At 73.6% G+C, this 13,360-nt stretch carries 13 protein-coding genes; 9 read left to right on the top strand and 4 right to left on the bottom strand.

Going from position 1 to position 13,360, the window contains the following annotated elements; translation table 11 throughout:
• Nucleotides 1–71 precede the first annotated feature (71 nt).
• On the top strand, nt 72–1,637 hold the full coding sequence (locus tag RB608_RS21520) for a hypothetical protein (RefSeq protein WP_308090109.1): 1,566 nt from the start codon (nt 72–74) through the stop codon (nt 1,635–1,637).
• Between the two features lie 24 nt (nt 1,638–1,661).
• Here RB608_RS21520 and RB608_RS21515 read toward each other — a convergent pair whose 3' ends face one another.
• A complete protein-coding gene (locus RB608_RS21515) occupies nt 1,662–1,961 on the bottom strand; it encodes a DUF1905 domain-containing protein (protein WP_308090108.1) in 300 nt (99 codons plus the stop codon).
• Nucleotides 1,962–2,026: 65 nt separating this feature from the next.
• Between RB608_RS21515 and RB608_RS21510 the strand changes: the two genes are divergently transcribed.
• Nucleotides 2,027–3,310, top strand: a complete 1,284-nt coding sequence (locus RB608_RS21510) for an MFS transporter (RefSeq protein ID WP_308090107.1) — start codon at nt 2,027–2,029, stop codon at nt 3,308–3,310.
• A gap of 14 nt (nt 3,311–3,324) precedes the next feature.
• On the top strand, nt 3,325–4,353 hold the full coding sequence (locus tag RB608_RS21505; RefSeq protein WP_308090106.1) for a nitronate monooxygenase: 1,029 nt from the start codon (nt 3,325–3,327) through the stop codon (nt 4,351–4,353).
• Between the two features lie 9 nt (nt 4,354–4,362).
• Here RB608_RS21505 and RB608_RS21500 read toward each other — a convergent pair whose 3' ends face one another.
• On the bottom strand, nt 4,363–4,773 hold the full coding sequence (locus RB608_RS21500) for a MarR family transcriptional regulator (protein ID WP_308090105.1): 411 nt from the start codon (nt 4,771–4,773) through the stop codon (nt 4,363–4,365).
• A gap of 75 nt (nt 4,774–4,848) precedes the next feature.
• Here RB608_RS21500 and RB608_RS21495 point away from each other — a divergent pair, with 75 nt between their 5' ends.
• A complete protein-coding gene (locus tag RB608_RS21495) occupies nt 4,849–5,268 on the top strand; it encodes a MarR family transcriptional regulator (protein ID WP_308090104.1) in 420 nt (139 codons plus the stop codon).
• Here RB608_RS21495 and RB608_RS21490 read toward each other — a convergent pair.
• Together RB608_RS21490 and RB608_RS21485 are read right to left on the bottom strand one after the other, a co-directional pair.
• Nucleotides 5,261–5,761 (bottom strand): DUF664 domain-containing protein, encoded by a 501-nt coding sequence (locus RB608_RS21490; protein ID WP_308090103.1) that lies wholly within the window; start codon nt 5,759–5,761, stop codon nt 5,261–5,263. The genes RB608_RS21495 and RB608_RS21490 overlap by 8 nt on opposite strands.
• Nucleotides 5,762–5,798: 37 nt before the next feature.
• The gene (locus RB608_RS21485) at nt 5,799–6,752 is read right to left on the bottom strand and encodes a TauD/TfdA family dioxygenase (RefSeq protein WP_308090102.1); all 954 of its coding nucleotides are present in this window, start codon (nt 6,750–6,752) and stop codon (nt 5,799–5,801) included.
• Between the two features lie 216 nt (nt 6,753–6,968).
• Here RB608_RS21485 and RB608_RS21480 point away from each other — a divergent pair, with 216 nt between their 5' ends.
• The 5 genes from RB608_RS21480 to RB608_RS21460 are packed head-to-tail and all read left to right on the top strand — an operon-like array spanning nt 6,969 to nt 13,340.
• Nucleotides 6,969–8,126, top strand: a complete 1,158-nt coding sequence (locus RB608_RS21480) for a helix-turn-helix domain-containing protein (protein ID WP_308090101.1) — start codon at nt 6,969–6,971, stop codon at nt 8,124–8,126.
• Nucleotides 8,127–8,173: 47 nt separating this feature from the next.
• The gene (locus RB608_RS21475; protein ID WP_308090100.1) at nt 8,174–9,799 is read left to right on the top strand and encodes an ABC transporter substrate-binding protein; all 1,626 of its coding nucleotides are present in this window, start codon (nt 8,174–8,176) and stop codon (nt 9,797–9,799) included.
• A gap of 7 nt (nt 9,800–9,806) precedes the next feature.
• On the top strand, nt 9,807–10,778 hold the full coding sequence (locus tag RB608_RS21470; RefSeq protein WP_308090099.1) for an ABC transporter permease: 972 nt from the start codon (nt 9,807–9,809) through the stop codon (nt 10,776–10,778).
• Nucleotides 10,778–11,677 (top strand): ABC transporter permease, encoded by a 900-nt coding sequence (locus RB608_RS21465; protein ID WP_308090098.1) that lies wholly within the window; start codon nt 10,778–10,780, stop codon nt 11,675–11,677. Before RB608_RS21470 ends, RB608_RS21465 begins: the two co-directional genes overlap by 1 nt.
• Nucleotides 11,670–13,340 (top strand): ABC transporter ATP-binding protein, encoded by a 1,671-nt coding sequence (locus tag RB608_RS21460; protein ID WP_308090097.1) that lies wholly within the window; start codon nt 11,670–11,672, stop codon nt 13,338–13,340. The genes RB608_RS21465 and RB608_RS21460 overlap by 8 nt, the downstream gene beginning before the upstream one ends.
• Nucleotides 13,341–13,360: the final 20 nt, after the last annotated feature.

Here is a 13,360-nt window from a genome sequence, read left to right as displayed (position 1 = left end):
GCCGTCTCACGCCGGTCTCAGGCCGGTGCCGAACGGTTGCGGGCCGGGGCCCGGACCAGCAGCGTGCAGGTGTGTTCGACAAGCTCAAGCAGATCGGCCGGGCGCTGAGCCCCGACGCGATCCGGCAGGGACTGGCCGCCAGCCGCGAGGCGATGGCGAGCGGTGGGCGCCTCAGCGAGGAGCAGCTCGCCGCGATGACGCCCGAGCAGCGGGCGACGTACGACGACGCGATGGCCCGGATGCAGACGTCGGTCGACGAGGCGATCGGGGCCGAGCGGGCCCGGCGGGTGCTGCTGGGGCCGGCGGGCGAGCATCTGTACGGGCCGATGCCGGACCGCGAGGCGATGACCACGGTCGACCTCGGCGCGCAACTCGCCCAGGCCCGAGCGGGCTTCGGCCAGGCGCTGCGCGAGACGGTGCGCGGCCGGACCGCACCCGTCCCCCCGGTGGCGGCGGTCAGCGCGGACCCCGCCGTCCAGGCCGCGCACGAGCGGGCCGGACGCGACGAGGCCCGGACGCCCTACCTCGCGCCGGACCGCTCGCCGGTCGTGCTCACCCGGGTGGCGACCGGTCGCCAGCAGCCGCTCGAGGAGCTGGCCGCGTGGCTCGGCAGCTCCGGGCTGGCCGGGCGGCCCGACCTGGTCTACGGGGTGGCCCGGGTGCCGGACCACGTGCCGGGCGGGCTCGGTATCCGCAAGGCGGCGATCGTCGAGTGGGAGGTCGTGCACGCCGCGACCGCCGGCCTGCCGCCGACGGCACCCGCCGCGCAGGTCGCCTTCGACGCCCGCGAGCGGTGGGCGGCGCGGTCGCCGGGTGAGCCGTCCGTGCTCGACGAGGACCTCGGGCTGGAGTACTTGCACCAGGCCGGCCTCGGTCCCGATCGGTGCCTCGGCATCGCGCGGCGGGTCGGCGTCGCCGCCACCGGTGGTGGCGACGAGGGCGAGAGCCCGCGGGTGCTGATCGGGGTCACCGGCGTCGTCGTCCTCCATCCCGCGGATGCCGCCGACGGTGCCGGTGCGGTCCTGGAGCGGATGGCCGCCGCCCGCCCCCTCCAGGTCGTGCCCGCTCCCGACGTCCGGGTGACGGTGCTCAACTGGCTGGCGATCCGCCGGGTCGTGATGCCGCGCACCGACCGGCGCCCCGTCGTACCGTCGCCCTTCCCGTACCTTCCGAGCACGCCGCAGGAACTGCTGCAGGCCCACCTGGAGATCGTCGGCGTCCAGCCGCGGGACTGCTACAGCGCCCAGGTCACCCAAGACCAGGTCGGCAACATCATCGGCGGCACGGCGCATGTCACCACGACGGGCGCGGAGAGCGAGCCGGCCGCCGACGGCCAGGTCCGCAGCCGGTTCCGGGGCGGGAGCCGGGTCGTGGTCGCCTATCGCGACAAGCCGGAGTACGCCGCGGGGCGGGCCCGCTGGGCGGCGTACGAGCGCGAGGTGCTGCAGGCCCAGCTCGCGGTCGACACGGCCGTCCGGGCACCCGTCGATCGGCAGAGCGCGCTCGACCGGGGCGTGCTCGGGGCGCTGGTGCGCGGGGCCGAGGCCGTCGGCGACGTCGTGACCGGCTACGGCTGGGACAGCACCGACTTCGATCAGATCCCGCACTTCCGGTACTGCTGGCCGCCGATCCAGTAGCCCCGATCCAGTAGCGCCGGGCATTCAGGCCAGGCGCTCGGTGAGGCGCACCTCGACCGTGTCGCCGGCGCGCTTGCCCGTGTCGACGCGCAGGGCGTTGGCGACGGGCAGCTTGTGGGTGCCGTCGCCGAGCGCCATGAAGGACGTCTCGAAGGGGGCCCCGTCGACGGTGCCGCGGACCTTGACCCGGCCGCGGGTGCCGAAGCGTGCGACGGACTCGGGCCAGACGACATAGGTCCAGCCGCCCTTGGCATCGCTCTGGCGGAGGGTCTCGGTGAAGGTGATGTCGAGCGGACCGACGCCGCTCTGCTCCGGGGTGCTCATGACGTGTCGACCGTCGCACCGGGCTCGATTCATCGCCCGAGCGACGACCTCCGTAGCCTTCTCTGGTGAGTCTTCGCGGGATGCTGGCCGACACCCGGCCACTGCAGGATCCGCATTTCCGGCGGCTGTGGACCGCCAACATCATCACCGTGGTCGGCGCCCAGCTCACCGTGGTGGCGGTGCCGGCCCAGATCTACGCCGACACCGGCTCGTCGGCGTACGTCGGCCTCACCGGGGTCTTCGGCCTGGTCCCCCTCGTCGTGTTCGGCCTGTGGGGCGGCGCGCTCGCCGACCACTTCGACCGGCGCACCATCTTGATGATCACCACGACCGGACTGATCGGCACCGCCGCGCTCTTCTGGCTGCAGGCGGCCCTCGACGTCGGGAACGTGTGGCTGCTGCTCTGCCTGTTCGCCGTCCAGCAGGGGTTCTTCGCGGTCAACCAGCCGACCCGGGCGGCCGTGCTGCCGCGGCTCCTCAGCGCTGACCTGCTGCCCGCGGCGAACTCCCTCAACATGACGGTCATGCAGGCGGGCGCCATCGGCGGCCCGCTCATCGCCGGCGTACTCATCCCGTTCACCGGCTTCTCGTGGCTCTACCTCGCGGACGCCGTCTGCCTGCTCGCGACCATGTGGGCCGTGATCCGGCTCCCCGCGCTGCCGGTCGAGGGCATCGCCACCGGTACGCCGGGCCTGCGGTCGGTGATCGAGGGGATCACCTACCTGCGCGGCCAGCCGGTGCTGATGATGTCCTTCATCGTCGACATCATCGCGATGGTCTTCGGCATGCCGCGGGCGCTGTTCCCCGAGATCGCCCACGAGAGCTTCCTCGGCCCCGAGGAGGGCGGGCTGGCGTTCGCGCTGCTCTTCGCCGGCATCCCCATCGGCGCCGTGCTCGGCGGCGTCTTCTCGGGCTGGGTCTCGCGCATCACCGCTCAGGGCCGCGCCGTCATCTGGTGCATCGTGGTGTGGGGGCTGGCCATGGTCGGCTTCGGCCTGGCCGTGTTCGCCGCCGACTCCCTCCCCGGCCCGGCCCATGCCTGGCTCGTCGTCGCCGTCCTCATGCTCGTCGTCGGCGGCGCCGCCGACATGGCCTCGGCGGCCTTCCGCACCTCGATGCTGCAGACCGCGGCCGCCGACGAGGTCCGCGGCCGGCTGCAGGGCATCTTCATCGTCGTGGTCGCCGGCGGCCCGCGGATCGCCGACGTCGCGCATGGCGCCACCGCGGCCATGGTCGGTACGGCGACCGCGGCTGCCGGTGGCGGCGTCCTGGTCGTCGTCCTGGTGGTCGTGGCGGCGCTCGCCGTGCCGTCGTTCGTGCGCTACCGGATCACGTCCACCCGAACCTGAGGGATGCTGGGGAGGTGCCCCTGCTCGACTCCGCCCTCCCCCTCGCCGCGGCGCCCATGGCCGGCGGCCCGTCCACCCTCGCCCTCGCTACGGCGGTGGGTGAGGCAAGCGGGTTCGCCTTCCTGCCGGCGGGCTATCTCCCGGTGGAGGCGTTCGCGGCCGACCTCACGGCCGCGCACGCCACTGGCCAGGCGTTCGGGGTCAACCTGTTCGTGCCGCAGGCGGGGGCGATCGCCCCCGAGGCCTACCGCGCGTACGCAACCGAGCTCCGCGCGGAGGCCGAGGCGTTGGGTGCGGACCTCGCACCAGAGCCGCGGCACGACGACGATGACTGGCGGGCGAAGGTCGACCTGCTGGTCGCGAACCCGGTGCCGGTCGTGTCGCTGACCTTCGGGCTGCCCGGCCGGGGCGACATCGCGGCACTGCGGACGGCGGGCTCGCGGGTGCTCGCGACGGTGACCGCGCCCGACGAGGCACGCGCCGCCGAGGAGGCCGGTGTCGACGGGCTGGTCGTCCAGGGGCCGGCGGCGGGCGGGCACAGCGGCACCTTCGACCCCCACCGCCCCATCGCCGGGGTCGCGACCGCGGCCGACACCGCGGACGTCGTGCGGGCCGTGGCAGCCGTGACCCGGCTGCCGCTCGTCGCCGCCGGCGGGGTCGACGGGCCGAGCGCCATACGCGACCTGCTGGCAGCGGGTGCCGAGGCCGTCGCGGTCGGCACCCTGCTGCTCCGTGCCGCCGAGGCGGGCACCAGCGCCACCCACCGCGCCGCGCTCGCGGACCCGGCGTTCACCACCACCGTGGTCACCCACTGCTTCACCGGGCGGCCGGCCCGGGCACTGCGCAACGGGTTCGTCGACCGGCACCACGACGCGGCGCCGTACGGCTATCCGGAGCTGCACCACCTCACCCGCGACCTGCGCCGCACCGCGGCCCGTAGGGGCGACCCGCACCGGCTGCACCTGTGGGCCGGGACGGGCTGGCGCGGCGCGCAGGCACGGCCGGCGGGCGAGATCGTGCGGGAGCTGGTCGCGGGACTCTGAGCCGGACGCTCAGCCGCCGGCCAGCACGGCACGAGCCCGCCGCAGCACCTCGTCGAGGACCCGGCCGGCAGCGGCGACGTCGGCCACGTCGAGGCCCTGCCAGATCGGGGCGGTGGTCGCGGCGATCTCGTTCTGGACGGCGTCGACGAGCTCCCTGCCGCGAGGCGTCGGGCGGCCGGCGGCGACCAGGCCGGCGGCCACCAGCGCATCGATGAGGGCAGGTGCATCGGCGAACCGCGCGCGGTCCGCCACCGCCACGGCAAGGGCGGCGTCGTCCTCGAGCTCGCCGTCGAGCACCTGGGCGAGCCGGAGCGCGACCCACTGGGGCTCGGTCAGCCGCCCGTCGAGGACGCGAAGGAGCAGGGCGGAGAGCGACTTCTCCGTCTGGCCGATGAGCTGGGGTCCGAAGGGGGCGGTCATGAGCACTCCTTGATTCGTTGGTACGACCAACGATACTCGATCATTGGTCGTACCAACGTTCCGTAGACTGCGCAGGTGACCTCGCTGCAACGTGTCGCCGGCCGGCCGACCTGGGCGCTCGGCCGAGCCCATGCGCGCGCCCAGGGCCTGCTCGGCGAGGCGTTCGCGGCGGCGGGCGTGCGCGGCTATCACTACCGCCTGCTCGCCGCCCTCGACGAGCACGGTCCGTGCAGCCAGGCCGACCTGGGCCGGGCGACGGGGATCGACCGGAGCGACGTCGTCGCCGTCCTCGACGATCTCGTCGCGTGGCGGATGGCACGCCGCGACCCCGACCCGTCCGACCGCCGGCGCAATGTCGTGACCCTCACCGGCGCCGGCGCGCGCCGGCTCACGGAGCTCGACCGGGTCCTCGACGACGTCCAGGAGGCCGTGCTCGCACCGCTGACCGCAGCGGAGCGGCGCACGCTCCTGGCCCTGCTCGCCAAGCTCAGCTGAGCAGTCCCCGCACGTACGCCGCCTGCCCGGCGTGCTGTGCGCAGTCGTCGACCACGCTGACCAGCCGGACACCGAGGGTGACGGGCGGGTCCCAGCGGGTGTCGACGACCCGGTCGAGGTCGCCGGGCTCCACGGCGCCGACGAAGGCCAGGGTCCGGGCGTGGGTGGCACGGTAGTAGTCGAGCAGCAGGCCGGCGGAGGCGCGGACCAGCCCGACCTGCTCGCTGCTGTGGCCGTAGCCGATGTCGCGCGGGGCGAGCGGGAGGGCGAAGCGCTCGGCGTACCCGTCGTCGGTCCAGATCTGACCGGTCCCGGCGACGTCGGCGACGTGGTCGTCCTGCACCCGGGTCAGGTGCCAGACCAGCCAGGCGATCGGGTTGGCGTCGGGCGCGGGGCGCCGGACGAGGAGCGCGTCGTCGGCGCCGTCGAGGACCGTCTCGACGACGCCGAGGACGCGGGAGAAGGCGTCGGTCAGCAGGTCGGCAGGAGTCATGCCGCCGACGCTACGCCGGGGCGCCGACCGATGTCGGTCAGCTGATCAGCTCGTCGAGCCGGTTGTAGACGTCGGCCGAGCCCTGGACGACGCGGCTCTCGCGGCCGTCGATCGACACCGGGACGGGACCCTGCACGGTGATCCGGCGGACCTCGCGCAGCTGGGTGTCGAAGTCGGCGACGGCGTAGTGCTGGGTCGCGCGGTTGTCCCAGATCGCGACATCGCCGGCCTGCCACGCCCAGCGCACGGTGTTCTCGAGCTTGGTGACCCGGTCCTGGAGCAGGTTGAAGAGGGCGGCCGACTCCTTGGAGTTGAAGCCGACGAAGTTCTTGACGAAGTGCCCTAGCAGGAGCGCGCGCTCCCCGGTCTCCGGGTGGATCCGGACCACGGGGTGCTCGGTCTGGTAGACGGTCGAGGCGAACTCGGCACGGCTGAACTGGGAGTTGGCCTCGCCCTCCTCGGTGTAGTGGTTGGCGTAGTCGTAGTCGTTGGTGTGCACCGCCCACAGGTCGTCGACGAGCGACTTGAGCTGCGGCGGGAGCGACGCGTACGCCGCCACCGTGTTGGCCCAGACCGTGCTGCCGCCGTACTCCGGGATGGTCACGCCGCGCAGGATCGAGAACGCCGGCACCCGGTCGACGAAGGTGACGTCGGTGTGCCAGGAGTTGGCGGCCATGCCCTTGGTGGCCTTGAGGGCGAGCACGCGGGCACTGCCGGTATTGACGGTCGGGTGGGCGGTGGTGAGCGCGCCGAGCAGCTCGCCGAAGGCGATCTGTCCGTCGTCGTCGAGGTGGTCCTGGCCACGGAAGAAGACGACCTTGTGCTCGTTGAGCGCGGCCCGGATCTCGGCGACGGTCTCCGGCGCCAGGTCGCCACCGAGGCGGACGCCGTCGATGCGGGCGCCGATCCGGCTGCCCAGCCTGCTCACAGTGGTCGTCGTGGGTGCAGCCGTCGCGGGCGCAGCGGTCTCGCGGTCGAGGCTGATGGTCATGGGTGGGTCCTCCGGGTCACTGGGGAATTCGTCTGGATGTCGGGACGAGGCCCAACGGTGAGGAGGAAACCCGCGCCGGACAAGGCTTTCGCTCACCGTGATCCGAACCCGCCCGGATCGCGGGACGGGTTTGCGCCATGACCTCCCTCGTGATCTACAGTTTGTCGAGTAGATTGATAGACAATTCAGATCCAGGCGACCCGGAGGAGGTACGGCGTGACCCGCTCGCCGATCATCACCGTGTCCCGCGGCCGGTTCAGCCCGACCGCGACCCAGGTGCTCGAGCAGGTCCGGGCCGCGGGTCGGGCCTCGCGCGACGAGGTCGCCGCCGCGACCGGGCTGAGCATCGCCACCGTCGGCCGCGCCACCGCGCTGCTGGTCGAGCGCGGCCTGCTCCGCGAGCGGCCCGACCGCGCCCGGCCGGGCGCCACCGGCCGCCCCGGCGTCCCCGTCGAGATCGACCCCGACCGCTACGTCACCATCGGCGTGCACATCGGCCGGCGGATCGCGACGGTCGCCCTCGGCGACCTCACCGGCCGCGTCCTCGCCGCGCAGACGGTACGTCGCCCGCTCGGCGCCGAGCCGGACCTCGAGCAGCTCAGCCGCGAGGCCGCCGCACTGCTCGGCTCGCACCCGGGGCGGGTCCCGCTCGCCGCCGGCCTGGTCGCCCCGTGGCGGGAGCTCGGGCTGGTCCCGACCGAGCGCGAGGCCGAGCTGCACGAGCTGACCGGGCTGCCGGTCCGCACCGGCGACCACATCTCGGCGGTCGCCGCGGCCGAGTTCCTGCACCGGCGGCATGCCCACCACAGCCGCACGGGGAGCACCGGCGCCCCCGGTGGCCTCACGCTCTACCTCTACGCCCGTGACACCTTCGGCTGGTCGGTCGCGGTCGACCGGGGCGTCCAGACCGACGTCACCCGGGCCGCCAGCCTCACCCACTTCCCCACCGGCACGGACGTCGCCTGCCCGTGCGGGCGCACCGGCTGCCTCGCGGCCACCGTCGACGCGCTCGCCGACGCCCGATCCGACTCCCGGTCCGACGCCCGGTCCAGCGCCCGGTCCGACGTGGAGCGGGCCCGCCTGCTCGGCGCGACGGCCGGGTCGGTGCGCGACATGCTCTCCCCCGACCGGGTCGTGCTGGTCGGCCAGGCCTTCACCGGCGACCCCCGCCTGCTCGACGTGATCGTCGGCGCCTACGACGCGCACACGGCGCTCGACCACCCGGTCCCGGTCTCCTTCACCCGCTTCGGCAGCGACATCCAGGCGATCAGCGCCTGCACCGTCGCCCTCGGTCCCGTCCTCGACGACCCGCTCGCCTGTGTCGAGCTCACCGGTGTCGAGGCGGGCGGCGCGTGTCGACGACCCGGCGCCTGACCCCCTCCCTCCCGGAACTCCCGCACCGCCCTGCGAAAGGAACACCCGTGTCCCCTGCCGTCCCCGTCCAGCCCCGCCGACACCCCGGCCGGCTCCGGCGATCCCGACCACTCCGGCGCCTGGCCGCCGCGCTCGTCGCGGCGACCACCCTGATCGCGGCCACCGCGTGCTCCTCCGCGGTGGACGAGCTGAAGGCCAGCTCCGGGGAGCGCCAGGAGGGTGGCACCCTGCGCGTGGGCGCCCTCAACGACATCATCCCGGCGCGGATCTTCACCAACTCCGGCGACGCCATCAACGTGCTGATCGGCAGCGTCTACGACTCGCTCGTCGACTACCCCCTCGACGAGCTCGAGCCGCAGCCGTCCCTGGCGACGTCGTGGGAGCAGTCGGAGGACGGCACCCGGCTGACCCTGCAGCTGCGCGACGACGTCACCTTCCACTCCGGCCGCCCCTTCACCAGCAAGGACGTCGAGTTCAGCATCAAGACCTGGGCCGACCCGGTCTGGACGGTGCAGCTGCAGCGCACCGCGGCGGCGATCACCGGCTTCGACACCACCGACGAGCACGCGATCACGCTGACCTTCGCGCACCCGCTGAGCAACGTCTTCGACCTGCTCGACATGCTGCCGATCATCGACTCCGAGTCGATCGACCAGCTGCGTGAGGGCAAGGCGTTCGTCGGCACCGGCCCGTTCGAGTTCGCGAGCTGGAGCCCCGGCGCGAAGATCAGCTTCACGCGCAACGACGACTACTGGCGCGGGAGGCCGGCCCTCGACGGCATCGACGTCAGCGTCATCCCCGACCCGCAGGCCCAGGTCTCCCAGCTCCGCGCCCACCAGCTGGACCTGATCCTCGGCGCGTCGTACCGCGACTTCGAGAGCCTCGGCAAGGAGGACGCGTTCCGCGTCAACCAGTGGAACGGCGCCGAGGGCCAGGTGTACGTCGGCACCAATGTGACGAACCCGGCGCTGTCCGACGTGCGGGTCCGGCAGGCGATCGCCTACGCCCTGGACCGCAAGCGCGTGGTCGACGAGGTCTACCGCGGCGCCGCCATCCCGATCAGCCTGCCGTGGCCGGACTACTCGCCGGCATACGACGCGGACGCGAACGCGACCTACGACTTCGACCTCGACAAGGCCAAGGCCCTGGTCGAGGAGGCCAAGGCCGACGGCGTCCAGATCCCGACCCTGCCGCTGACCTACCCGTCGGAGAACCCGGCGTACGGCGCCATCGCGCAGATCGTCCAGTCGGACCTGGCGAAGGTCGGCATCGAGGCCGAGCTGGACCCGCAGGAGCAGGCACAGGTGATCCAGCAGCTGATCGGCGCGAAGTTCGAGGGCCTGTGGATCCTGAACCACGCCTACGCGCACTACACGCCCTCGACGCTCGCCGTGTCGGCGTACCCGTTCAACGCCGACCACAACGCCTCGCTGTACGTCGACGCCGACTACCAGGCGATCGCGGACAAGGTGTGGAAGCAGCCCGCCGCTCAGGGGACGGACGACGGGGACCCGGCCGACTACACCGCGCTCAACGAGGCGCTGCTGAAGGGCTCGTTCCTGCTGGAGATCGCGATCACGCTGCCGCAGGACGCCAGCAGCACCCAGGTCCACGACCTCGGGCAGACCAAGCGGGGCGAGCCGCTGTTCCACGACACCTACCTGACGAAGTGAGCCGGCCGTGACCCGCTACCTCCTCCACCGGCTGGGCTCGGCCCTGCTGGTGACGGTGCTCGCGTCGATCGGGATCTTCGCCCTGATCCGGCTGGTGCCCGGCGACCCGGTCTCGGTGCTCGCCGGGCCGGACGCCACCCCCGCGTCCCGCGCGGCCATCCGCGCGGAGCTCGGACTGGACCAGCCGTTCTGGAGCCAGTACCTGCACTGGCTCGGCGACCTCGCCCGGCTGGACCTCGGGCCGTCGTACAAACTCGGGGGCGACGTGGGCAGCCTGATCGCCGATGGCGCGCTCAACACCGTGGTGCTGACGCTGTTCGCCCTCGTGCTGGCCTCGGCCGGCGCCCTGCTGACCAGCACCGCCGCGGTCGTGTGGGACAAGCGCTGGCTCGACTCGCTGCTGTCCGCGCTCAACACGGCCGCGGTGGCGGTGCCGACGTTCGCGACGGCGCTGGTGCTGGTGCTGGTGTTCGCGGTGCGCTTCCCCGTCCTGCCGGCCGGAGGTACGCCGCCGGGCGGGTTCTTCGCCCACCCGGACATCGCCTTCCAGTACCTCCTGCTGCCGGGCCTGGCCCTCGCCCTCCCGGCCTGGGCGGCCCTGACCCGCTTCCTGACCGAGGCGCTGCGCACCCAGCTGCGGCAGCCCTACGTCACCACCGCGCGGGCGCTCGGCATCCCCCGGCGCCGGATCGTGCTCACCCAGGCGCTGCGCAACGCGCTGCCGTCGTCGATCACGGTGCTGGGCATCCAGTTCGGCACCCTGCTGGGCGGCGCGATCCTGGTCGAGGCCGTGTTCGCCTGGCCCGGCCTGGGCCGGCTCATCGAGCAGGGCATCTCGTCGCGCGACTACCCGGTCGTGCAGGTCCTGCTGCTGCTCTCCGTCGTCGTGTTCGTGCTGACCCAGCTCGCCAGCGACCTGATCCATGCGTGGCTCGACCCGCGCGTGCGGCTGACCACCGCGACGAACGGAGCCTCGTGATGTCCGGATCCGTCGACGTCTCCCTCGAGGAGCCCCTGAGCCCCGTCCCGGTCGGGCCGGTGCCGGGCGACCCCGCCCCGGCTCCGCGCTCGGGGCTGCTGCCCGCGCTGCGCCACGGCCGCGGCCTGGTGGGCGTGGTGCTCGTCGGCGCGGTGGTGCTGCTCGGCGTGCTCGGGCCGCTGCTCGCGCCGTACGGGCCGACGGAACAGGTCCCGGGCGCCAACCTGCTGGGCCCGACGTCCGCGCACTGGCTCGGCACCGACGAGCTCAACCGGGACATCCTCTCCCGCACGCTGTACGGCATCCGGGCCGACTTGGTCGTCGTCTTCGCGGCGGTGCCCATCGGCGCGGTCCTCGGCGTGCTGCTCGGCCTGGTCACCAGCTGGTGGTCGGTCACCGACGTCATCGCGCAGCGCGCCTTCGACCTGCTGCTCGCCTTCCCCGCGCTGATCCTCGGCATCCTGCTGACCGCGTTCCTCGGGCCCGGGCTGCTCACCGTCGGGGTCGTCATCGTGACTCTGGAGATCCCCGTCTTCGGACGGCTGGTGCGCACCGCCGTACGCACCGTCCGTGAGATGCCGTTCGTCGAGGCCTCGCAGGTCGTCGGCGCGGGACCGCTGTGGGTGCTGCGCAAGCACGTGCTGCCCAACGCGCTGGAGCCGCTGACCGTCCAGCTCGCCGTGTCGATGTCGGTCGCGGTCTTCATCGAGGGCGCGATGAGCTTCCTCGGCCTCGGCGTCCGCCCGCCGAACCCGTCGCTCGGCTCGCTCATCAAGGACGGCGTCCGGCTGCTGCACGACGCCCCGTTCTTCGCCGTGGGCCCGCTGGCCGTCGTGGTCGCGCTGGTCCTCGGTCTCCTGCTCATCTCCCAGTCGCTCAGTGAGGCCCGCCGTGCTTGACCTCCACTCCACCGAGGCAGTGCTCGACATCGAGCACCTCGCCATCTCCTTCGCCCAGCCGCGCCCCGCCGTGGAAGACGTGTCGGTGACCCTGCGCCGGGGCGAGATCCTCGCCCTGGTCGGCGAGTCGGGCTCCGGCAAGTCGATGACCGCGCGCGCCGTCCTCGGCCTGCTGCCGCCGGGGGCGCGGGCCACCGGCTCGATCCGGTACGACGGCGAGGAGATCCTCGGCCTGCCCGAGGCGGACCTGAACCGGATCCGCGGCGCCCGGATCGCGATGGTCTTCCAGGAGCCGCAGACCGCGCTCAACCCCGTCCGGACCATCGGCTGGCAGCTGCGCGAGGCGCTGCGGGCGCACGGCACCCGCAACCGTAAGGCCGCCGCCGCGCGGGCGGTCGAGCTGCTGCGCGCCGTCGAGATCCCCGAGCCGGAGCGCCGGCTGGCGGCGTACCCCCACCAGCTGTCGGGTGGTCAGAAGCAACGGGTGGTGTTGGCCCTCGCGCTCGCCAACGAGCCGGACGTGCTGCTCGCCGACGAACCCACGACGGCGCTCGACGTGACCGTGCAGGCCGAGATCCTGCGCCTGCTCGACCGGATCCGCGAGCGCACCGGCACCGCGATCGTCCTGATCACCCACAACATGGGCGTGGTCGCGGAGATCGCCGACCGGGTCGTCGTCCTCCAGGCGGGCAACGTGGTCGAGGAGGGCGAGACCCGCGCACTGTTCGCGGATCCGCGCGAGCCGTACACGAGGACGCTGCTCGCCTCGGTGCTGCGGCTGCCCCAGCTCGACAGCGTCGTCGAGCCCTCGGCGGCCGCCCCCGCACCGGCGACGGTCACCGCACCGGCGGCGGTGCCGGCCGTCGAGTTCCGGGGCGTCCACGTCCACTACGGCTCCCGCCGTCGCGGCCGTGCTTTCCCCGCCGTCACTGACGTGTCCCTGCAGGTGGCACCCGGCGAGGTGGTCGGCCTGGTCGGCGAGTCCGGCTCGGGCAAGACCACCCTCGGCCGGCTGGCCGCGGGCCTGGTGCCACTCGCCGGGGGCCAGGTGCTGCTGGGTGGCGAGGACGTGCTCGCCGCGCCCCGCTCGCAGCGTCGCCACCTGCGCCGCGGCCTGGCGTTCGTGCACCAGGACCCCGAGGCCTCGCTCGACCCGCGCTACCCCGTCGGCGCGAGCATCCGCGAACCGCTCGACATCCACCGGGTCGGCACACCCTCCGAACGTGACGCCCGCGTGGCCGAGCTGCTCGAGGCCGTCCAGCTCCCGGCGTCGTACACCACGCGACGACCGCGCGAGCTCTCCGGCGGCCAGCGGCAACGGATCGCGCTGGCCCGCGCCCTGGCGCTGGAGCCGGCGCTGCTGGTCGCCGACGAGCCGACCAGCGCGCTGGACGTGTCCGTGCAGGCGCGGGTACTGGAGCTGTTCCGCGACCTGCAGGAGCGGCTCGGGTTCGCCTGCCTGTTCATCAGTCACGACCTCGCGGTCGTGCACCAGGTCGCCGACCGGGTCGCCGTGCTGCGCGCGGGCGAGCTGGTCGAGGTCGGGCCCGTCGGCACCGTCTTCTCCCGGCCCGAGGCGGACTACACCCGCCGGCTGCTCGACGCCGTCCCCGTGCCCGACCCGGCCCGCCGTGGCCGGCGGATCCGCGAGCTGGCGTCGTGAGCGGGGCCTGCTGCGCGGGC

Origin of the sequence: Nocardioides sp. LHD-245 (genome assembly GCF_030929495.1) — a bacterium.
GTDB lineage: Bacteria > Actinomycetota > Actinomycetes > Propionibacteriales > Nocardioidaceae > Nocardioides.
The sequence above is the reverse complement of the archived record's forward strand: the minus strand, read 5'-3'. Positions and strand labels throughout refer to the sequence as shown.

Bases quoted from the DNA above. Each gene is read 5' to 3' on its own strand.
- RB608_RS21465 (WP_308090098.1), top strand. From the start codon at position 10,778: ATGTCCGGATCCGTCGACGTCTCCCTCGAGGAGCCCCTGAGCCCCGTC.
- RB608_RS21490 (WP_308090103.1), bottom strand. From the start codon at position 5,761: ATGACTCCTGCCGACCTGCTGACCGACGCCTTCTCCCGCGTCCTCGGC.
- RB608_RS21500 (WP_308090105.1), bottom strand. From the start codon at position 4,773: ATGACCGCCCCCTTCGGACCCCAGCTCATCGGCCAGACGGAGAAGTCG.
- RB608_RS21485 (WP_308090102.1), bottom strand. From the start codon at position 6,752: ATGACCATCAGCCTCGACCGCGAGACCGCTGCGCCCGCGACGGCTGCA.
- RB608_RS21515 (WP_308090108.1), bottom strand. From the start codon at position 1,961: ATGAGCACCCCGGAGCAGAGCGGCGTCGGTCCGCTCGACATCACCTTC.